Raw genomic sequence first — 21,769 nt, 5'->3', positions numbered from 1 at the left:
CAGTACATACTCTCCCTTCCTGATACCGCTTTCAATTACGATAAAAACTCTGCTCCTGCTCCTGAAATAACCATGTGTATGAATCACTATATAATATCTGGAATTACTCGTAGTGATTTTTTCTACTTATCTGAATATTAACTCGTCATATTTAGACACATAAGTGTTCTTTTTTTATGATATTGTGTATTTTCTTATGCTAAAGGCTACCAATTAAGAAAAATCGGGCAGAGAACCTGCCCAGTTTCACTTTTCATTCATCCGAATTTAGTAAGCAACTCGATTTTTAACATAACTTCCCGTCAAAAACAACAATGTTTCCATTTTTTATAACTGTATTAACATGATTAATCCCAAAATGATACGGAAGATATGCAAGATTAGAAGCATTAAAAATAACCAGGTCTGCTTGTTTTCCCGCTTCAAGACTGCCAATAGTATTCGCTTTTCCAATAGCATGGGCGGCATTAATGGTGACAGCCGTTATCACTTCTTCCGGGGTCATTCCTAAATTCAGGCATCCTAATGTCATAACCAGTTGTATAGATTCAGTAGGTGAGCTACCAGGGTTATAATCTGTGGATAAGGCAACAGGTATGCCCATCTCAATCATTGTTCGTGCCCGCGCATGTTTTTTTAATCGTAAATTAAAAGAAGTGGCAGGTAAGCATACCGCAACTGTGCCCGCCCGCTGCATCGCTTCAAACCCTTCATCGCTTGCAGCAAGCAAGTGTTCTGCTGAAATGCATCCAAGTTCACCTGCAAGCTGTGCGCCTCCCATTGGCTCAATCTCATCTGCATGAATTTTAATCCCAAAACCTAATTCTTTGGCAGCAATTAAAATCTGGCGCGATTGTTCAACAGTAAATACGCCATGTTCGCAAAATACATCACAAAACTCCGCTAATCCTTGACGTTTAACCTCTGGAAGCATCTCCTGAATCACTACATCTAAATAGCCTGATGGTCGTTCTTTATATTCCAAAGGTACGGCATGGGCTCCCATAAACGTAGAAACCAGATCAACTGGATGTGATTCATTCAACTTTTTTGCCACGCGCAGTTGCTTTATTTCATCTTCTAAAGTTAAGCCATATCCACTTTTTGCTTCCACAGTGGTCGTTCCATGAAGCAGCATAATATCCAGGCTTCCCTTGGCCTTTGTAAACAGTTCTTCTTCTGTTGCCTGACGGGTAGCACGAACCGTACTTAAAATCCCGCCGCCTTGAGCCAGAATATCCAAATAAGAAACACCCTTTAATTTCAAATCTAATTCATGTTCACGTGAACCACCGTGAACCAAATGGGTATGCGGATCAATAAGACCTGGGGTAACCAACTTGCCTTTTGCATCCAGTTCTTCCTCTATTGCCAATCCTGCGATTTGGGCTCTGACCTCTTCTTCTCGGCCAACGGCAACAATCTTTCCATCTCGAACCGCTACAGCCCCCTTTTCAATTGCCCCTACATTGGACATCTCTTTACCTGTTCGAGCTTCCTGCTTTCCTTGCATCGTTACCAGCAGGCCAATATTATGAACCAATAAATCAATTGTATTTTTCTCCATTTTTACCCTCCCATGAAAATCAAGTGCCCGAAGAATTCCCCGGGCAAACTTTCGTTTACACTATGGCACTGTTTTAGATGCCGAGCATTGGTACGCGAACACCGCGCTCCTTAGCTGTTTGAATCGCAAGTTCATAACCAGCATCAGCATGGCGAATGACTCCCATCCCCGGATCTGTGTTAAGCACACGGGAAAGCCTCTCCTCTGCTTCCTTAGAGCCGTCTGCTACAACAACCATACCTGCATGAAGAGAATATCCCATTCCTACCCCACCACCATGGTGAACAGATACCCAGCTTGCGCCTGAAGCTGTATTTACAAGAGCATTTAAAATTGCCCAGTCACCTACTACATCACTTCCATCCTTCATCGCTTCCGTTTCACGATTCGGTGATGCAACAGAACCACAGTCAAGATGGTCACGGCCAATAACAATCGGAGCAGAAATTTCCCCATTACGAACCATTTCATTAATGGCCAGACCCATTTTTACACGCTCACCATATCCTAACCAGCAGATGCGTGCAGGCAATCCCTGGAACGCAACTTTTTCTTTAGCCATTGTAATCCAACGGCGCAGATGCTCATTTTCAGGGAAAAGTTTTAATACGAGTTCATCTGTTTTATAAATGTCCTCCGGATCTCCAGATAGTGCAGCCCAGCGAAACGGTCCTTTGCCTTCACAGAAGAGAGGACGAATATAGGCAGGAACGAACCCCGGAAAATCGAAAGCATCCTTTACACCTTCGTCCAGAGCTACCTGACGGATATTATTACCATAGTCAAATACTACAGACCCCATTTTTTGAAGATCAAGCATAGCCTGTACGTGAGTTGCCATTGATTTTTTCGAAAGCTTTACATACTCTTCCGGATCATTTTTACGTAATTCCGCCGCAGCTTCAAGTGAGTATCCAGCAGGAACGTACCCATTCAGCGGGTCATGTGCAGACGTTTGATCTGTCACAAAATCAGGAATAATTCTTCGTTTTACGAATTCTGGGAAAATTTCAGCTGCATTGCCAACCAATCCGATAGCAAGAGGCTGGCCTTTCGTCTGTGCGTCCTGAGCCAGCTTCAAGGCTTCATCCAAATCATAAACCATTACATCACAGTAACGTGTATCAATACGACGTTGGATACGTGTAGGATCTACATCAACGCCAATAACAACTCCTTCGTTCATCGTAACGGCTAGCGGCTGTGCCCCACCCATTCCACCGAGCCCTGCCGTTAGTGTTAATGTTCCTTTCAGTGTTCCACCTGAATGCTGGCGGGCTGCTTCTGCAAATGTTTCATATGTTCCTTGTAAAATTCCCTGTGTTCCAATGTAAATCCAGCTTCCAGCTGTCATCTGTCCATACATCATAAGTCCTTTTTTGTCCAATTCATGGAACGTATCCCAATTCGCAAAAGCCGGAACTAAAACAGAGTTCGAGATAAGTACGCGCGGTGCCTGTGTATGCGTTTTAAAAATTCCAACCGGTTTACCTGATTGCACAAGCAATGTTTCGTCAGCTTCTAAATCCATTAAGCATTCGACAATTTTATCAAAACACTCCCAATTTCGAGCGGCTTTTCCGATCCCGCCATATACTACAAGATCCTCCGGACGTTCGGCTACCTCCGGATCAAGATTGTTCATTAACATCCGAAGGACAGCTTCTTGTTGCCATCCTTTTGCATTCAGCTTTGTCCCACGAGGGGCGCGAATTGTACGTCCTGATACCTTTTTCATATTCCCTTCCCCTTTCATTATGTTTTTAGCTTCGTTTCATATATCCAGCAAGAAAACTTAATATCACATATAATGTTGTTCTAACGGTAGCTCTGCGTGGATCCTGCATAGGATCTACACAAACGATATCGAATCCTTTTACTTTTGGATTCTGACCTAGCATGAATACAGCGTCAAACAACTGCCAGGATGTCATTCCCGCCGGTACCATCGCTGGTACTCCAGGTGCATACGCTTGATCCAAAACATCCATATCTACCGTTACATAAATCGCATCCGTTCCATTTCCTGCCACTTCCATCGCTTTTTCTACTAAAGGTTCAATTCCTTCTTGAAAAACTTGACGTGCTGTAAATTGTGTAATCCCCTTTGATAAAGCGTATTCCCGATAAGGCTTAGAATTTGCGAAGCTATGAATCCCAATTTGAGCGATATGGCGACCATCCACTGTCCCTGATTCAATTAATCCTCGAATGGGTGTACCATTGGAGGGCCCGCCATCCTCCAAATTTCTTACATCCATGTGGGAATCAATTTGAACAATCCCCACTTTTCCAGAAAACCTTTTCTTAAAGGCTTTGACTGAGGGGCATGTAATCGAGTGATCACCACCTGTAATGATAGGAAACAAATCGGGCAATGCTTCGTATACATTGGTTAGTCCCTGTTCAATATTTGCGTGGCAGCGCTGTAAATCAGTCACATGCATCTGAATATCGCCCATATCACGTGCCTGTAACTCCTGTAAATCAACATCATGATCTATACTATATGTCGTTACATTTGCAAATAATTCACGCAACGCGTTTGGAGTCATCGAAGCTCCTGAAATACTTATCGATGTTTTGGACAAAGGAATTCCAATAAAGCCAATATCTATCGGTTCCTCTCCATCCCATGGAGTTAACCATTGAGAAACCTTTGTCTCAAAACGATCACGCCAGTTGGAACGACGAATAATCTCAGGCGGGTTGAGTAAATCAATTTTTTTCAATTAGATTTCCCCTCTCCTATATCCCTTATATTTAAAATCAACAGTTTTTAGGCCCCCACTCAACTTATTATATTATTTAGAATAATAATTATTTTCCGTATTTAAATGATGTCTTTATCTTACTAGAAAGCCTTTTCATTTTATCTAGCATAACTTGTGTGAATTTAGCACAATCTTGCTGAACGATATTTTGTAGGACTATGCTGGGTGTATTTTTTAAACGTTCGACTAAAGTAATTCGCATCTGGAAATCCAACTTTGTCTGCGATTTGCTGGATAGACAAATCTGTTGTTTCTAAGTAATATATTGCTTTTTCGATTCTAATTTTATTTAAAAAATCAATAACACTTACCCCTATCTCTTTCTTAAACAAATGACTCAAATGGTACTTACTCAAGCAACAATATTGTGCTATGTCTTCTAAAGAGATCTTTTTTCGAAGATTTTCTTTCATATATCGAATCGCTTGCCGAATCACCGGAGAGACCTCCAATGTTTGGGTTAATGCTACCTGCTCTGTTAACCAGCGTACATACTCACATACTTTTTTAATAAACTTGTCATACCGAATGGTTTGATATAAATCTTGGATAAAATGGGCATTTTCCGACAGAATCGTCTCAGCACTGAATCCTGCCTCCAAAACCAATCTGGAAATCATCATGACTAAGTCCACCACTTCAGACTTGAACATGTTCACATTAAACTTATTGGCCTCTGCTAATCCTTCCAATATAATTTGTAAGATGGGAACAGTCCCATCTACATCTCCAATCCGCACCCGCGCTAATAGCTCTATTCTCTCTTTCTCTATTTTCTCTTTAAGAGAAAAATAATTTTGCCCTGACTCTTCTCTATTTTTCTCCTTTTCAAATTGAAAAATCATTCGATTCCCTTGGAAAAACCGGTTAATCATCGATTTTCTGGCTTCCTTATAAGAATGCTGAAGCATATAAGGATCGTCATAATAAGTTCCAATTCCAATGGAGACAGAAACAGGCATTTCATCTGCTGATTTTTGTATTTTTTTTGCAATCTGAAGAGTTTCTTCATTCAAGTCCTTTGTTATCCGATGTTCTGATGTAAATTCCAAAAGTAATGCCAGTACACCTTCCTCAATCCAAACCCATACAAAGGGAATGGTTACCGCCTTATATATTGCTTCTACTAACCTTTGACCGATCTCTATCCTCCAGTTTAAAGGTTTCTCTATGGATAAATCTGGATAGCGATCAATAGAAATAGCCATAACTAGATGAGGGTGAATATAGATTCCATACGTTTGCTGCATCTCAGAAAAAGACGCTTCATGTACAAACGTTCCAGAAAGCAATAGATGGGAAAAAGCTGCTTCGGCAGGATTTTGTTTCATCTTCCTTTCTCCTTAAAATTATGCCGAACGAAATTGTATTCCGTTTACTACACTTATCATAATGAGGAGTAAAATAAATAAAAAGAGTGATATAACAACCAATAAACTAATGATTGCAACCAGAAATTTTTTCATAATTATCCCTCCTATTCCGAAAGTTTACGCTGTATTTGCAATATGATCCATATGTATATACATATCCGCATAAGTAGTCGTACCTGATTTGATCATTTCTGCAATGCCAAGTAATAAGCCTCAGTAAATATCTTCTACTGTCATTCGATCTTCAGCACATTTTCTTTTCCGGCCAGTCCATTAATCTAAGATCATCATAAAACGAAATCAAAATATTCCTTGTAAAAGTTGACGGCATTTCTTCCGTCATAAGTAAAATGATTGCATTTTTAATCAGAATACTCATTCCACTTCCTATCAAACATATGTTTTTATATTATGATCAAAGTTTATTTCTATATTTCCTGGATAAAGTAAAAAAAGGGAAATCATAAAAATTACATTACTAAATTATTATCCAAACAAATAGCAATGTAAAGGATTTGGCGTAAGTAAGCCGGATAATCAGCGAAAAAGATAAAACAAAAAGCATCCCTCGTTCTAGGAGATGCTTTAAAAATAAAATGAAAATTTTCGTATTTAGTACACAAACATAATAAGAATGCTGGTCACAACTCCTACCCATATACTAAGTAAAACACAATACCCCATAATATCGCGAATACTTAATCCAACAACCCCGAGTATTGGTAATGCCCAGAATGGCTGAATTAAATTAGTCCAAGCGTCTCCCCATGCAACAGCCATCGCAATCTTTCCAGGTTCTACTCCTAATTGCATTCCTGCAGGTATCTGAAGTGGTCCTTGTAGGGCCCATTGCCCACCACCCGAAGGGGCAAAAAGATTAACCAAACCAGCTGTCCAATACGTAAATATAGTAAATGTATCTTTACTTGCCACCGAACTCATCCAATTAATAATCGCTTCCCCCATTCCTGAACTAGTAAGAATGGCGATAATTCCAGCGTAGAAGGGAAACTGAAGAATGATGGAGGAAATAGAAGTCGCAGCTTCTTTAAACGCTGCTGCAAACCGCCCCAATGATCGATGAAAAAATAAACCAGCACTCAAAAAAGTAAGATTAATAATATCAAGATTCAAATCTAGCCCTTCAAAAAACTTATAAACAACATATACAAAACCACATGCTCCCATGATTGTTCCTAACCACGGATTCATCTCTAATTTTTCTGCCGGTGTTAAAGGCTGTTCTATCGTTGCAGCCGTTTCGGTTGTAGCTACCGTATTTTTTTGCAACGGTTTATAACTAATAATATTCGTTTTCGGAGCCATGAAAGCGATAACAATCGGCATCGTAATAAACAGAGCTAGAAAAATGATGATTGTTCCAGGGTGAAAAATAGTCTCCGATGTCGGAACAACTCCCATGATCTTAGCTAAAAAATGATCCGGTGTGGCAATGGTTAACCCAATCGAGCTCGACAATCCAGCAGCATATAAAGCAGTAGGGGAATAAGCAGAAGCCACCAGCAGTGGAAAATGCGCTTTTTCATTTCTTTTCGCTACCTCTTTTGCAAAAATCGCCCCTACTACTACCGCGAGTCCCCAGTTAATGTAATAAGATATAGCAGAAATAATGAATGTCATAACATATGCCTGTGTAGGCGTCTTAGGAATGCTTGCGACTTTCTGTAATGCCTTATTAATAAATGGAACGGAAGCAAGCACCATACCTGTCATCAGTACAAGAACCATTTGCATGGTAAAGGCTAGATACTTCCAAAAACCATCTCCCCAAGCTTTAAAAATAGTCATAGGATCAGACAAGTTCATAAGAATGGCAATAATAAATACAAACAATGTCATAAGTATTGCAATGACAAAAGCATCAGGAAGATAGCGTCTAACCACTTTTGAAAATATATCCGCTATTTTTACTAGCATCTCTGTCCTCCTTGGTAGTATATTTTACTAAAAGATATCAGTCTGCAATGAGAAAATCATTGTGATGTATTTATAAAAATATGTTATTAATTTATACACTATGTATAAATTACAAATAGATTCTAAACATTATCAAACGTTGCCATCTCCGCCCAACGCCTATGAGAAAACAAAAAATAAAAGAGCTGTTGAAATTCTGACATCAACAGCTCTTTGGTTTGCGCTAGGCAAAGGCCAGAAGAAGTCCTCTTACCTCGATGTTTCCGCCTCAATTTGAATAGTTTTTTATATTATCCTCATTGCTTTTCCTACCTTTTCAAAACAAGTAAGTACCTGATGAATCTCCGATTGCGTATGCGTAGCCATCAACGTTACTCGAATTCGGCTGGAGCCTTGCGGTACCGTCGGCGGGCGTATAGCAGGAGCAAACACTCCTTCTTCTTCTAGGCGTGCGGAAAAACGCACCGCCTTTTCCGCTTCGCCAATCATCACCGCAACAATTGGCGTAATACCTTCTACTAAAGTAAATCCCAGTTTCGTGAGACCATCACGTAAAAGCCGGGCATTTTTCAGCAAACGGCGTCTTCGTTCCGGTTCCTCCCGGATAATGCGGATTCCCTCCAGGGCAGAAGCGACAACACCCGGTGAAAGGGATGTCTGAAAAATAAACGACCGGGCATGATTGCGCAAATAATCCACCACTGTCCGTGAAGCGGCTACATATCCCCCTTCTGCTCCGACAGACTTGCTTAATGTGCCCATCAGAAGTTGAATGCGATCGCTTACGCCAAAATATTCGGCCGTACCGGCCCCTGTTTCTCCCAGCACGCCGGTTGCGTGCGCGTCATCCACCATAACCCATGCGCCATGCGTTTGCGCTACTTCCACAATGTCGGGCAAAGGCGCAATATCCCCATCCATACTAAATACCCCATCGGTGACGATAAGCTTCTTCGTCTCCTGTGCGGAACGAATTTTATTTCGTAAATCGTCCATATCGGCATGGCGATATACCACTATTCGCGCTTTGCTTAAGCGACAGCCGTCAATAATGCTTGCATGATTCAGCTCATCGCTAAAAATAACATCACCCGGCCCCATCAGCGCAGAAATAACGCCCAGATTGGCCAGGTATCCGCTGCTAAAAACAATGGCGCTCTCTTTTTGTTTAAATGAAGCAAGGCTAGCTTCCAGCCTTTCATGAAGCAAAAAATTTCCTGTCGTCAGCCGCGCCCCTCCGCTTCCTGTTCCGTATGTTTCAATCGCTTGTATGGCCGCCTTTTTCAATCGTTCATCGCGCGCAAGCCCCAAATAATTATTGGAAGAGAACACACTCTTCTCTTGCTTCCAATCGATCGGGTGCAATGTTCGCAGCAACCCTTTTTCTTTCTTTGCAGATAAGGAATCGAGAAGTGAACGTTCAAACCCATCCATCATGTTTCCCCCTCATCCAATCCAAACCGGCATTTTTTCCAGGTATTCAATGTAGTCTGCAATGTTTGTCTCGGCTGTAACGAAAAAAATACGGCCGCCCGATAACTCTCCCTCTTCTTTTAAATGGAAAATACGGCAATAGCCTTTCGTCGGACTGCTAACATAACCGGTACTATATTCAGGGTCATCAGACCAGCAAAGTTCAGCGACCGTCCCTGCGGCGGAAGCGACCTTGGTCGCCAGGGCTACCGCTTCCGAAACACGGACAGATTCTAACAAGGGTTGCCGTTTTTTCCAGATCGCATGGGACATTCTCTCCCAATCCATGCGGGAAACCCGTACACCTTTTGTCCCTCTCGTATCCATACGTTCTCCGCTCTGGCTATCTAACAATACCGCTCCCCGCAAATTGTAGCTGGATGTTAAGATTTCAAATCCTCTTTCAATGGCCGCATCCGATACGGAAGACTGGCGAAGTAAATCCGCAGCCTGCTTTCTCCCTGCTTGCACGCTCGTTGTGCAATATGTAGAAATGGGAAGCGGAGCAAGCACCGGTATTTCTTCTTGTGCTACCTTTTCAATAGCAATGTTGATAAAATCTGCCGTTCCGCGGCTATGATGAAGAGCTTTACGCAGCAGTGCGCTGACCGCTTCTTCCAGCTCCTCTCTCGTGCTCAACCGCTCTCCACCAGAAATATGAAGTCCCCCATCCTCATGCGCTCTTCCTTCCGCCGCACGCATGCGCAAACTATACAGAGGTTCGTTTACCATTGAACAATACACCTTCTTCCGCCTTTCGCAATATTTTCGTTATGGGCCAGACGGTAAGAGCCGTAAATATCATGCCAGGCAAGGCAGCCACAAGCAAAGGAATAGCCGGAACGTCTAGTGTCAGCGCTAACACCCAGCGAGCAGCCGCCGATCCAATCGGTCCCGCTATAAGAAGGACAGGTAAAGAGGGGCCCAGTAAAGCTACCATCCCACCCGCCACCAGTCGAAATACCATCGAAATTTCTACATTTAAAAGATTGTGCATTCCCAATAAAAACATAATGACACTTGCCAACACACCGGCAATAATGTAGCGCTGAAATCCGAACACGGCGGCAATGGCAACCGCAATCGGAGCGGAAAGCTGAAACTCAGCCCCTGGAATGCCCAAAGGAATTTTAAACGCACCCGTAATGGCGATAATGCTCGTTAACAAAGCCAGCAACGTAATTTCTTTTGTTCTTTTTTTCATCTCTCCCTCCTATTTTGTAAACCTATTTATAAAATTAGTTAACATTTAAGATGTATTTAACCACATACGTATGCTAAACGTCAATCATGGTTCACAATATTGAAGCGAAAATACAATAAACTTTATCATTATACGTAATGTTTGAGCAGTCATAAGAAGGTGTTGCAGATTACCATCTATTCTTTTTACCTTAAAAAAGCAAACGCCACTTTATTTTTGGTGTTGTCTATCCTTATATAACGAGTCATTGTAGCGTTGTATAAATAAAAAAATAAGGCCCGCTAAAGGCTCTTTGGTATGTCCAAAGTTTCTGCTAGGCCATAAAATCCCTTGGATTTTTATTTTGTTAGCCTGATGGCGATAGGAAAATCCCCATCAACACTATCTTCCACGACGTTTTTCTTTTGCTTTTTTAAGTTTAACTTCCCTCTTATATTCTTTGATTTCTTTCCGTCTGTTTCGACTAAGGATTTGTTTCTCTTTTTTTCTTTTTTCGTACTCTAACTGGAGTGCCGCTTGAGCGTAAGTCGATATCCCTTTCGTTTTAATTTCCCGAGAAATTTGTCTTGCTAAACGTTTCGGGTTAATCTTTCTAACTTCATGGTTTTCGATAGCGACTTCTTCCGACAACCCATTAATAAAGTCCAATAATCTTCTGTTCACAAATTCAAATACTTCTTGGTCTCGTGGCTCTGGACCAAATACATACCTACCTGCTCTTAATTTTCCATCATGAATCTCTTCAACAATACCTACCCAAAACTGACCGTTAAAATAAACAGTAAACTTCATCTTAATTCCCCCTCTAAACTCATAGCTGGAACGATGGACATCCCGAGGGGGGAAGATTACTGACATTGATGATATGTAAATCCAAATCACCAATGCGCCTGGACTACCAACCAGACCGTGTTTTTACGTTCCATTGTTTATTATATTACATATCCTATATGTCTTCAACCATTTTGCCCGTTCGTTCATGAATGAGAAGCTCAACACAACTCCTGCCATCATTTCACCTCCAACCTTGGGTTGACCCAAAAAACGCATAAATTATCTTATAGAATAACAAAAGTTTTAATTTTTCTTAGCACTCGTCTGGTGAAAAAAGCCACCGATCAAAGAATGGATTTTAATTACGCTCATTTCATTTTATATAATCTCGTTATGATGACGGTTAGATATGAAGAATATTGCTATTGTAGCTATAATTCCGGCGACAACGAACGTATAAAAGCTAAATAATTCATTAAATCCCATGGATATAAACAGGCCAATCAATATCGGTCCGGATATGGCACCAATTCGACCGACACCAAGCCCCCATCCTAATCCTGTACCTCTTACAGTGGCAGGAAAGTATTTCGAAAGATAAGCATGCAATAATTGCGTATTTGCTATTGTACCAATCCCTGTTATACCAATACAACAATATACCAGTATTTCAGATTTAGTTATGGTAACAAACCACATTCCTAAAGCAGCCAGGAAATAAGAGAGACCTATAACCTTCTTTGACCCCCATTTGTCAGCTATTGCACCGCCTAAAATGACCCCTATCGCCGCAGTAAGATTGAGCGTAAGCAAGAATGATAGACTTGAACCAAGCGAGTGGCCTAATTGACGCATGATTTGCGGCAACCATGTATTTAATCCATAAATTAAGTAAAAGCTCATTACATAAGTAATCCAAAATAATATCGTAGTCCTTGCAAATTTTTTGGAAAACAAAGTTGATAACCCATACATAAGGCTCTTATAATTTTGCTTTTCAGAATCATTATTTGTATACTCTTCAGAGAAATCCATCTGGTAACGCTTACAAATATCTTCGGCTTCTTGGACACGACGATGTGAAAGCAAGAAACTTACTGATTCAGGCAAGTACCGGATAATAAACGGAACGGCCAAAATAGGTATAGCCCCTATCCAAAACAAAATTCTCCAACCGAATGCTGTAAGTAATACTAGTGACAATAATACAGCGATGACAGTTCCTATAGCATATCCTGAAAACATTATTGCATAATTTAAGGATCGACGATGCTTAGAAGAATATTCGATCGTTAACGCCGATGCTGTTGGGATAATTCCGCCGAGACCAATTCCTCCAATGAAACGAAAGACACCAAACATTTCTGCGGATGTTGCTATTGCTGATAAAGCCATAGTAATCGAGAACAGAGCGATACTCCATATAAATGTCCATTTTCGTCCAATTAAATCCGTAATTGTACCTACCGCTATAGCTCCAACTAACATTCCAATAAGGGCGTAGCTACCAATCGCCCCCGCTTGTGCAGGTGTAATCCCCCATTCTTTGCTTTCCAATAACTTAGGAAGAACAGCGCCGTAAATTCCTAAATCATAGCCTTCTGCCATAATTCCGAAGAAACAGATGGCCAAGACAAGATATGTTAATTTGGCTGGTACAGTATTGTTTCGTATATCTATTGCGTTTGCATTTTTCTTTAACTCGATTTGATTCGTGCCTATGAATTGTTCACTCATATCTCCCATCCTCCTCAGATCAGGTCTATAAATTTAAAACAGTCAATAATATCATTTTTGGTATGCAAATGATACTGCCGACTTTTTCAAGATATGAAGTGAGCATCAAACCAATTTGTGTTCCAGATGATACCCCTTTGCTTTTAAAATTAAGAAGTAACTATGTGACTATTTTCCGTTACAACACTTTTTCGTTTGATGGTATCATTTTTAAACGCAGGCATCACTTCTTTAGCCACTATTTCTATAGATTTCAACACTTCTTTATGTGGCAGCCCTCCAAAGTTCATGAGCATCATAATATGGTCACAGCCAGCTTCTTGATATTTCCTGAGTCTGTTTATGACATCTTCAGGGGTGCCAATGAGTAAATGTTCGCGTTTTTCAAGATCTTCAAATGTAGCGTTTCTTCCATACTGGCGGGTATCTAAATACAGATTTACATGTTTTTTAGACACTCGTTCCGCTTCTTCGCGTGTTTCGGCTACAAACGTGTGAACTGCTAAAGGAATATTTATTTCACTTTCGTCATGTCCGGCCTGATGATATGCTTCTTTATAGTTATCAATTATCTCTTTTAACTCTGATAAAGAGTTACTGGCGACATAAGGGACTCCCATAATGTTATATCCCATTTTAGCGACAAATTCTGCCCCCCTGCGGCTTAGTGTACCGATCCAAATCGGCACTTTTTTCTGTTTTGGCAGTACCTCTAATTTAATGTTAGAAAATTGATAATAGTCTCCTGAATGGGAAAATTTTTCCCCAGTCCAAGCTTTTTCAATAACAGCTAGAGCATCATTGAATCGAAGCGCCTTATCAGCGGGATCGACGTTGAATCCGGCAAATTCGTGAGGAAGATAGCCGCTCCCAAACCCCAAATTTATTCGACCATTGCTCAATACATCTAATAAAGCGTAATCTTCGGCTACTTGAATAGGATTTTTGAATGGCAAAGTAACTATAGAAATACCAAGGCGAATATTTTTTGTTCGCTGTGCCGCTACAGCGAGTAAAATTTGCGGAGTGGTTAAAATTCCGTATTCACTAAAATGATGTTCGGCAAACCATACTGAATTGTAACCCAATTGGTCTGCATATTCTGTTTGTTCTAAGACTTCATGAAAAAATTGTTCAGGGGTACGATTGAACATTTTTTTGTAGTTGTCAAATACTGTGAATAAACCAAATTCCATAATGATTCTCCTCTCGTTTTATTGTAAAAATAAAAGCCAGTAGCAACTAAAGTCCATAAGAAACCTATCGTTTCCAGAACCTTCGTTTCTACTGGCTACCAATTTGCTTTATTGAGACTGGGTTCATGCCCCGTCCTCGGCAAATCGCCCAGTTAACAACGTAAATATAAAGATTATACTTTAAATAAATTATATAAAAATTTTCTGTAAATTGCAATCCCTTACATCTTTGTTTTAATTAATTTTTTACATTTTCTTTATCTAATTCAATATATCGGTTATACCCTGAAAGAATGGCCTGTATGACGGCTTTTTTTGGCGGAACGATAAATCTGCGTTCGACTGTATTAATAATTTCATCGATGTCTCGTGTAATAGATTTTCCACGAAGTAGCGCCGAAATAAAGTCATTAGTAATATCTCGAATAAAAGTAAAAGTACAGTCTACGATAATATCTGTTTCTGTATCAATAACAAGAATACACCCGATTGATTTTTGCACTTCAAAAATTGGAGTCCCTTTAGGGAGCTGAGCAAATCCGGCCACTAAGACAAAACTGTCCCTTATTTCCATTTTGAATATTTACACCTCACCCTTACACAATAATTTTATCTATGCCCATCATCATAGTTGAAAAATATGTAATTCTTTTATCATGGCGATTCTACTATTAATATTATTTTACCATGGCACGCGAGAAATCCCCTTCCTCCAGAATTTATACTATATTTTGTTTATTAAGGATTTGATTTCCTTTATAATTACTATTAAAGTAACTTTTGATATTATGGGCGGTGAATACACAATGTTAGTACAAAAAAGCAAGTTTGTTATACGTACCTTTAAAATCACTGAAAATGGACTATTATATGGTTATAAACGCTTTTTCTTTAAGCATGACAAACTTATTAAATTCGAAGATATTCCTGAAAATCAGGTATCTTTCTCGGTATTCCCTAAAAAATCCTTTATTGCAGCTATCATTTTTACGTTAATAAGTGCCATGATGGCATGGGACTATTTGTTTGCAAGTTCTAACACTGATAAAGCAGAAGCGCTAGACTCTTTGACTTTTTATTCACCTATCTCATGTTTTTTTTGGATAATGTTTTGGTTTAATTATAATACTTATACTTCTTTATCTGATCATAAAACAGACATTGTCTTTTTTGAAAATATTCCTTCGTCAGAAAAAGTACATGATTTCATAAAAGAATTACAGCAAGCAAAAGAGAAATATATTAATCAAAAATACTACAACCATATTCACTATCATAATTTAGAACCTTCTTCTATTTCCGCAGAAATATTTAGGCTATCACAGCTTAAAGAACAAAATATAATCTCGGAAGAAGAATTTAATGAAATAAAGAAAGAGTTAATACAATCTAAGAAAAATGAAGAAAAGACAATTGGCTTTATGCGTTAATCCATCCATTGAAACCTAAGAATCTAAAGCCCCTCCACCTAAACGGGAGAGCACCGAAAAAGTACCCGACTTTTTTCCGTAAAGCGGAAGATGGGTGCTTTTTCTTGTATTTCCTAATAAGCAATTAAATCCCCTAGCTTTATGTCACTAAGGAAACATTTATGAGTTTAACCATTCGTTATAAATGAATCCGTATGTTAACAAAGTGAATAGTTAAAGTTAACAAAAATAAAGAATGCCACTGGAAATAATCCAGCAACACTCAGTTCACAGAAAATGCAATCGTTTTTCAGTGCTCTCTCTTTTAAAGAAAAGTGATTTATAAACTAAAAGTATCTGCGTACCTGTGCAAAGTGGCTTTGGCACCATGACGAACTTAGATCGGTGATTTGTACACCTCTACCTGGAGCAGGTGCATGAATCATCTGATTGTTTCCGATATATATTCCTTCGTGATAGCCGCTACGTGATCCCGAATGGAAAAAGACAATATCACCAGGCTGCATATCGGATTTGCTTACTTGGTAGCCTTGTTTCAGTTGTCCGATAGGACCAGTTGATATCGAGATGCCGAAATGCTTGTACACATATGAAGTAAATCCTGAACAATCGAATCCGGTTTGCGGGGATCTTCCTCCATGTACATACGGTATACCGATAAACTGTTTGGCATAATTAGCGATCTGAAGTCCTGTTGCTGACCCAGTAGTTAAATTAGCACTTTGCGTTGGCCTATTGTTTGTAAATGGATCTGTCTGTTGTTTGGTGCTCACCTGGTGAGGCCATGTATATGCTTCGCCTTGCTGTGATTCAACTTGCTGTGCTTGAGCTTGTTGAGGTACCAAGTTACTCATTCCGGTAAGCAAAACCCCAGTCATTCCTGCAATAGTAATCATGCGTTTTAACAAATTATTACACTCTCCCTTTCCCATGCCTCCGAGGTTAGCTGACGGGTTCGGTTGAAAGGTGCCCGATCGTATACACGATTTCACCCCATAAAATGATTCCCCCGTTCCAATTGATGGACTAGGCATTCATTGAATCCTTTCTTACCTTACCGTATAAAGACGAGCGGTACATTAGTAAAGGGATGGGTGTGTCCCCATGTATTTCCGACAATAATGAGTCCCGGTATATGCACATTAAGTTAATATATTAGACTTGCCCAAAAATAAAAAGAACCGAAGATCTTCCTAATTTTTGATAAAATCAAGCTCTGCTCCTGCTTTCGCTTCATATATGTAGTAAAATTTTTTATCAACACAAATCAATTTTCTTGAGGGAATAAAGTGTGTATCATATACTTATAGAGGTGATATTTTCTGGATGGCAGATACACAACGTGAAAAGTTGTTAAGCATAGGAGGAGATTTGATTGAACGTACGCGAGTACCTCAAACGTATTGGTGTTGATATTGAAGACATTCACGCCGATTACCAGTCGCTTCAATTCATTCAAATGCGTCACATGCTGTCCGTCCCGTTTGAAAACTTGGACATCATAAACTCCCGTCCTATTGAAATAAACCTTGAAGCAATTTACCAAAAAATTGTTGTAAGTAAACGAGGAGGATATTGTTATGAATTGAACGGACTGTTAGGTTGGCTTCTACAAAATGTGGGTTTCTCTGTGTCACTGGTTTCTGGCCGGGTTCATCACGGTGATGGTACATATGGCCCTGAGTTCGACCACATGGCTCTTTTAGTACACCTCGAAAAAGACTATATCGTCGATGTCGGGTTTGGTGATTCCGTGCGTAGCCCTCTTCAGCTTTCGGGAGACATTGTCACCGATGTCAGTGGTTCGTACCGTATCACGAGTGAGTCAAATTCCGAGACCTTATGTTTCCAGAAATTAGTGCAGAATGAATGGATTACAGAATTTAAATTCACGAAAAAACCTCGTAAACTTGACGAGTTTTATGAAATGAATCAGTACCAGCAAACTTCTTCGGAGTCTCATTTCACGAAAAAACTTATCTGTTCTCTTGCTACACCTAATGGTCGAATCACTATTTCGGGTGATTCACTAATCGAGACAATTAACTCCATAAAAACTAAACGGATGATTTTGTCTTCCGAAGAAAGAAACGAAATCTTGAAGCAGCGATTCGGAATAATATTATAACCTGATTCCATATGCAGTGGAAAATAATTCTTCCACTACTTCTCCCTTATCTCTCACCTGTTCTCAAAGTGTATCAACATCATCTACATAGAAATTAAAGCATCCAGGGGGAGGATAATTTTCATGCTCCATGATGGCAAACATGGCTCCACTTTCATTTAGTAGCCACCAAAAATAACCCGGCGCAAGGCCAGGTTATTTTTGGTGAAAATTATGTGGCACAAGTGTGTTGTAAATCATACAAACGGGTTGTTTCTGGAAGACCTGTAGCAACGAATCCCGCCACCCATTTAGATAGCGAGATTTTTCTTTAAGACTCTATCTACCATAAACCAAGTAGTTTCCACCAAAGGGAGCCAACTCCTAGCCAAATAATAATATTAATAATTGAGATGGCTAATCCTATAGCCCACCATTTTCCCTCTGATACATAACCAGGACCAAAGAGAATGGGGGCTGGACCAAAACCGTAATGAGTTATAGAACCAAACAGATTACTGAAAAACGCGAGCATTAATGCCGTAAACATTCCCGGTGCTCCTACAGTAAGAGATACCGCAAGAAATGCAGCATACATTGCACTTACATGTGCAGTTGCACTAGCAAATAAATAGTGACTATAAAAATAAGCCATACCTAATACTAACAAGGCTACCATTGGAGACATACCTGATACTAATCCCTGAATTTCCTTACTAAACCAAGAGATTAACCCAAGATTATTTAGTTGCCCTGCCATCATAACAAGTGCGGCAAACCATACAAGTGTATCCCATGCCATCTTCTCACCTTTAACATCTGTCCAGGTTAATACTTGAGTAAGAAGAAGTAAAGACACACCGACAAGCGCAGCTGTAGTAGCATCCACGCCAATCTTTTCACCAAAAATCCACAACCCTAAGACCGTTACAAATACAAAAACCATTCTCTTTTCTGCTTTGCTCATCGGCCCCATTTCTTTTAATTTTTCTATCGCAAATTTTGCCGCGTTTGGTGTTTCTTTAATTTCTGGCGGATAAATCTTGTAGATGAACCAAGGAATAATAAGTAAGCTAATGAGACCAGGGACAATAGCTGCGAGCATCCAACCACTCCAACTGATTTGTATGCCGGCTTCTTTAGCCATTGATACAATAAGTGGATTAGCTGCCATCGCCGTCATAAACATAGCGGATGTCACTACGTTGACCTGAAATGCAGTCTTTATCAAAAACGAGCCGATTTTCCGCTCTGTCCCGTCTTCAGGTTTTGAATGAAATGAATGAGCCAAAGCGGAAATAATCGGAAATACGATACCACCTGCACGAGCAGAGTTACTGGGCATGGCTGGAGAAAGTATAAGGTCAGTGAACGCCAGCGCATATGAAAGACCTAGTGTTTTCTTTCCGAATTTATTCACAAATATATAAGCAATACGAGAACCTAATCCCGTTTTTGTAACACCGCGAGAAATAATAATTGCACATACAATGATCCAAATGGTACCATTACCAAATCCTGATAGTGCAGTTTTAAGAGGTACTATATCTGTTATAACTGTCATAGTAATAGCAATGATAGAAAGACTTCCCATCGGCATCGGTTTAATAATAAAACCAACGATGGTTGCTACAAAAATAGCAAGTAAATGCCACGCATCAGGTTTTATCCCTTCCGGCGGTGTGATAAACCAGATAATTAAACCGATGGCGATAATTATGGCCAAAGGAATAAATTTAATTTCCCCTGATGTTTTGTCTGCAATGTTCTTTCCCACAATTTTTTCCTCCTATTTTACAAATCAACATTTTCTTGGTATATGTTCATCTTCATTCATGAACATATTTACAATTCATTATCTAACCCCTTTCATATTTTATTTATTCCTAAATTAATATAACGGCGGAATGGGATACTATATTAAGTTAAAACCATTCTATATATTGACAAATCATTGAACATATTGTAGCAAATGGATGGCAGAGCAATCATCTTTCATCCCACGATTGAAGCCGCGAGTTTTCATATGGAATTTTCTTCAAAAAAAACTCCACTGACCGTTTGGATGACTGCTGAAATAATGTGCACCTTCACTCACCCCTAAAAAATTCTTCTTTGACTAATTAACATAATTTCTAATCATTAAAGTTTCATTTCTTTTTTAAATCATTAAAATATTCTATAATCCCACTTTATATAAAAAAGCTAACCAATGCAGGCTAGCTTTTCCCATTTAATATCTGCATGAGGTAAATATCAATTAAAGCACCAGTTATGATTGCTAAAAAAGTTCGTCTAAGTAAAAACAAATGTTTGTCCATATCACTTCTTAGCCTGTCTTCATATGATAGTAGGAGCAGAAGGAGTAGGATTGTACCAGATCGCCTATTCTTATTATGGTTTTCTCCTCACCTTTATTTCTGGAGGCTTTCCGACCGCTCTTGCTTTTATGACGGCAAAGAATCAAAAACAGGGAAAAGTTCTTTTAAAAGCAACCACGTTTCTTTTAATGATTATCGGGGCAGCTATCGGCAGCGCATCGTATATGCTTGCACCGGCCATCGCTGATTTTATGGGAGACAGTCATCTTACTGTGCCCATCCAATATATCGCACCGGCATTATTCATTGTCCCACTCCTTAGTTTGATGAGAGGATTTCTGCAAGGGGTGGAACATTATGGTTCTATTGCCGCTTCGGAAGTGGTGGAACAGATCACTCGTGTGGTCACCATGCTGGCGCTTACGACGCTTTGGATAGGATATGGAAATGACTTTGCTGTAGGAGGAGCGGTATTTGGTGCGTTTACGGGGGCCGCAAGCGCGTTGGTATTTTTGCTTGTCATGTTTCGATTCCGTGTTTGGCAAACATATGGAAGCGAGGAAAATTTTGGGTCGCAGAGGCTTACTATACTACCTGATATATCATGTTATTTGAAAATGGCCATGGCTATTTTGGTTACCCGCCTGATTGTACCATTATCCGAATTTCTGGATGCGCTTATTATTCCGCATCGGCTACAGGATGCTGGGCTAAGCATATCACAAGCTACCAGAATCTTTGGAGAGATTTCCGGAATGGCAACCATAATCGTGTACCTTCCAACTTTAGTTACAGACGCCTTATCTCATACGCTGGTATCCAAAATTGCAGAAGAGTGGAAAGAGAAACAAAGCGCGGCAGTTTTCAGACGTATTCGGTTAGCAATCCAACTAACATGGATGTGGGGGCTGAGCTCATCTTTATTCTTATTTTTTTATGGGTATGAACTCGGGATGCTTTTGTTTGGCAACTCTTCTGTAGGAGGAGCTATTCGTTATCTTTCCCTTATTCCTCTGATTACGGGAATAAGGGAGATAACCACAACCGTTTTATGGGCGCAAGATAAAAAAAAAGAACCGATGATAGGACTTGTTGCCGGCACCGTTTGTTCGATATTGCTCAGTTACGCTCTTGTGGGCATTCCTGGCTTTGGCTACGAAGGTGTAATAATTAGCATATTGTCATTGGAATATATTGCAATGACTTGGAACTTCAGAATGGTAAGAAAGCAGAATAAAGAAATGTCCCTATCTTTCTCCATAGCAAAAGAAACGATTAGGTTGCTTTTAATCGGAATAGGTTATTTTCAACTTCTGCATCATTTAAGTGAAATGTATCTTATACATGCACCCGGATACTTACAAGAAGCTGCGGAAATGGCAGCATTTTATATTGGGATAACGATTTACACCATTTTACGTTTTGTAAAAACAAACAAAATGAAACTGTTTTTATAATGTCCTTGATCAGAACGTGTGCTGTCATGCATTTTTTCTATTTCGTGGAATCTACATTCCTGTCTTTGTAAGCGAGTAGTTGGGAAACTGTTACAAACGTGTATCCTTCTTTTGATAATTTGTTTAAAATGATATCCAGAGCCTGCACCGTTTGCGTTCGATTTCCTCCTGCGTCATGAAATAAAACGATATTGCCTGGCTTTGCGTTTTTGCAGACTTTGTCCACGATTTTTTGAATGCCCGGGTTTTTCCAATCTTTCGTGTCTTGTGTCCATGACCACATCACCAACAGATGATTTCCCTGCTTTGCGGCTTCAACAACCTTTTCGTTATATACTCCGCCTGGTGGACGAAAAAAAGTAGGGGACACTCCGGTGATAGCATAAATAATACTGTCTGTATCTTCAATTTCCTTTTT

18 protein-coding genes, 2 pseudogenes and 1 riboswitch (1 of these 21 cut by a window edge) are annotated in these 21,769 nt (G+C 39.8%); of the genes and pseudogenes, 4 read left to right on the top strand and 16 right to left on the bottom strand.

Annotation, left to right across the window (positions count from 1 at the left end; all coding sequences use genetic code 11):
• Nucleotides 1-286: 286 nt before the first annotated feature.
• The 6 genes and pseudogenes from hutI to ACH33_RS05730 form a co-directional block, all read right to left on the bottom strand.
• Nucleotides 287-1,567, bottom strand: a complete 1,281-nt coding sequence (gene hutI, locus ACH33_RS05750; protein WP_057898137.1) for an imidazolonepropionase — start codon at nucleotides 1,565-1,567, stop codon at nucleotides 287-289.
• A gap of 73 nt (nucleotides 1,568-1,640) precedes the next feature.
• Nucleotides 1,641-3,305 carry a urocanate hydratase gene (gene hutU, locus ACH33_RS05745; RefSeq protein WP_057898136.1) on the bottom strand — a complete coding sequence of 555 codons (1,665 nt, stop codon included), beginning with the start codon at nucleotides 3,303-3,305 and terminating at the stop codon, nucleotides 1,641-1,643.
• A 25-nt stretch (nucleotides 3,306-3,330) separates the two neighbouring features.
• Nucleotides 3,331-4,299, bottom strand: a complete 969-nt coding sequence (locus ACH33_RS05740) for an agmatinase family protein (protein ID WP_057898135.1) — start codon at nucleotides 4,297-4,299, stop codon at nucleotides 3,331-3,333.
• A gap of 164 nt (nucleotides 4,300-4,463) precedes the next feature.
• On the bottom strand, nucleotides 4,464-5,672 hold the full coding sequence (locus ACH33_RS05735) for a helix-turn-helix domain-containing protein (protein WP_057898134.1): 1,209 nt from the start codon (nucleotides 5,670-5,672) through the stop codon (nucleotides 4,464-4,466).
• A 171-nt stretch (nucleotides 5,673-5,843) separates the two neighbouring features.
• Nucleotides 5,844-6,012: pseudogene (locus tag ACH33_RS20045) on the bottom strand (amidohydrolase family protein); the annotation flags it as partial.
• A 314-nt stretch (nucleotides 6,013-6,326) separates the two neighbouring features.
• Nucleotides 6,327-7,652 carry a short-chain fatty acid transporter gene (locus ACH33_RS05730; RefSeq protein WP_057898133.1) on the bottom strand — a complete coding sequence of 442 codons (1,326 nt, stop codon included), beginning with the start codon at nucleotides 7,650-7,652 and terminating at the stop codon, nucleotides 6,327-6,329.
• 100 nt (nucleotides 7,653-7,752) lie between these two features.
• On the opposite strand from ACH33_RS05730, the gene ACH33_RS19655 reads away from it, so the two are divergent.
• Nucleotides 7,753-7,929: a hypothetical protein gene (locus tag ACH33_RS19655; protein WP_162265002.1), complete on the top strand. Its 177-nt coding sequence runs from the start codon at nucleotides 7,753-7,755 to the stop codon at nucleotides 7,927-7,929.
• An 8-nt stretch (nucleotides 7,930-7,937) separates the two neighbouring features.
• Here the strand turns inward: ACH33_RS19655 and bioF are convergent, their stop codons facing one another.
• The 7 genes from bioF to ACH33_RS05695 form a co-directional block, all read right to left on the bottom strand.
• Entirely contained in the window at nucleotides 7,938-9,089 is a 1,152-nt protein-coding gene (gene bioF / locus ACH33_RS05725) for an 8-amino-7-oxononanoate synthase (RefSeq protein WP_236781975.1), read from the bottom strand.
• 9 nt (nucleotides 9,090-9,098) lie between these two features.
• Nucleotides 9,099-9,857, bottom strand: coding sequence for a 6-carboxyhexanoate--CoA ligase (locus ACH33_RS05720; protein WP_057898131.1), 759 nt, complete (start codon nucleotides 9,855-9,857; stop codon nucleotides 9,099-9,101).
• Nucleotides 9,835-10,329, bottom strand: a complete 495-nt coding sequence (locus tag ACH33_RS05715; protein WP_057898130.1) for a hypothetical protein — start codon at nucleotides 10,327-10,329, stop codon at nucleotides 9,835-9,837. The genes ACH33_RS05720 and ACH33_RS05715 overlap by 23 nt, the downstream gene beginning before the upstream one ends.
• Before the next feature lie 381 nt (nucleotides 10,330-10,710).
• Nucleotides 10,711-11,121 (bottom strand): YjdF family protein, encoded by a 411-nt coding sequence (locus ACH33_RS05710; RefSeq protein ID WP_057898129.1) that lies wholly within the window; start codon nucleotides 11,119-11,121, stop codon nucleotides 10,711-10,713.
• 360 nt (nucleotides 11,122-11,481) lie between these two features.
• On the bottom strand, nucleotides 11,482-12,840 hold the full coding sequence (locus tag ACH33_RS05705) for an MFS transporter (RefSeq protein ID WP_082705920.1): 1,359 nt from the start codon (nucleotides 12,838-12,840) through the stop codon (nucleotides 11,482-11,484).
• Nucleotides 12,841-12,989: 149 nt separating this feature from the next.
• The gene (locus ACH33_RS05700) at nucleotides 12,990-14,036 is read right to left on the bottom strand and encodes an LLM class flavin-dependent oxidoreductase (protein ID WP_057898128.1); all 1,047 of its coding nucleotides are present in this window, start codon (nucleotides 14,034-14,036) and stop codon (nucleotides 12,990-12,992) included.
• A gap of 238 nt (nucleotides 14,037-14,274) precedes the next feature.
• Entirely contained in the window at nucleotides 14,275-14,610 is a 336-nt protein-coding gene (locus ACH33_RS05695; protein ID WP_057898127.1) for a DUF3870 domain-containing protein, read from the bottom strand.
• Nucleotides 14,611-14,842: 232 nt separating this feature from the next.
• Here ACH33_RS05695 and ACH33_RS05690 point away from each other — a divergent pair, with 232 nt between their 5' ends.
• A complete protein-coding gene (locus tag ACH33_RS05690; protein ID WP_057898126.1) occupies nucleotides 14,843-15,466 on the top strand; it encodes an SHOCT domain-containing protein in 624 nt (207 codons plus the stop codon).
• 326 nt (nucleotides 15,467-15,792) lie between these two features.
• On the opposite strand, the gene ACH33_RS05685 is transcribed toward ACH33_RS05690, so the two are convergent.
• Nucleotides 15,793-16,362 (bottom strand): C40 family peptidase, encoded by a 570-nt coding sequence (locus ACH33_RS05685; protein ID WP_162265001.1) that lies wholly within the window; start codon nucleotides 16,360-16,362, stop codon nucleotides 15,793-15,795.
• 20 nt (nucleotides 16,363-16,382) lie between these two features.
• Nucleotides 16,383-16,509, bottom strand: a riboswitch (cyclic di-AMP (ydaO/yuaA leader).
• Nucleotides 16,510-16,841: 332 nt separating this feature from the next.
• On the opposite strand from ACH33_RS05685, the gene ACH33_RS05680 reads away from it, so the two are divergent.
• On the top strand, nucleotides 16,842-17,594 hold the full coding sequence (locus ACH33_RS05680) for an arylamine N-acetyltransferase family protein (RefSeq protein ID WP_082705918.1): 753 nt from the start codon (nucleotides 16,842-16,844) through the stop codon (nucleotides 17,592-17,594).
• A 322-nt stretch (nucleotides 17,595-17,916) separates the two neighbouring features.
• On the opposite strand, the gene ACH33_RS05675 is transcribed toward ACH33_RS05680, so the two are convergent.
• Nucleotides 17,917-19,350 carry an anion permease gene (locus ACH33_RS05675; RefSeq protein WP_236781974.1) on the bottom strand — a complete coding sequence of 478 codons (1,434 nt, stop codon included), beginning with the start codon at nucleotides 19,348-19,350 and terminating at the stop codon, nucleotides 17,917-17,919.
• A 552-nt stretch (nucleotides 19,351-19,902) separates the two neighbouring features.
• Here ACH33_RS05675 and ACH33_RS05670 point away from each other — a divergent pair.
• Nucleotides 19,903-21,351: pseudogene (locus tag ACH33_RS05670) on the top strand (oligosaccharide flippase family protein); the annotation flags it as partial.
• A gap of 37 nt (nucleotides 21,352-21,388) precedes the next feature.
• Here the strand turns inward: ACH33_RS05670 and ACH33_RS05665 are convergent.
• Nucleotides 21,389-21,769: the 3' portion of a polysaccharide deacetylase family protein gene (locus ACH33_RS05665; protein WP_057898123.1), read on the bottom strand. Its footprint extends 360 nt past the window's final position; the window shows 381 of its 741 coding nt (coding positions 361-741); its start codon lies off the right edge, out of view; the stop codon is at nucleotides 21,389-21,391.

The sequence above is a fragment of the Aneurinibacillus sp. XH2 genome (genome assembly GCF_001439585.2).
Classification (GTDB): Bacteria; Bacillota; Bacilli; order Aneurinibacillales; family Aneurinibacillaceae; genus Aneurinibacillus; species Aneurinibacillus thermoaerophilus.
Note: the sequence above shows the minus strand (reverse complement) of the source record. Positions and strands in the feature narration are given on the sequence as shown.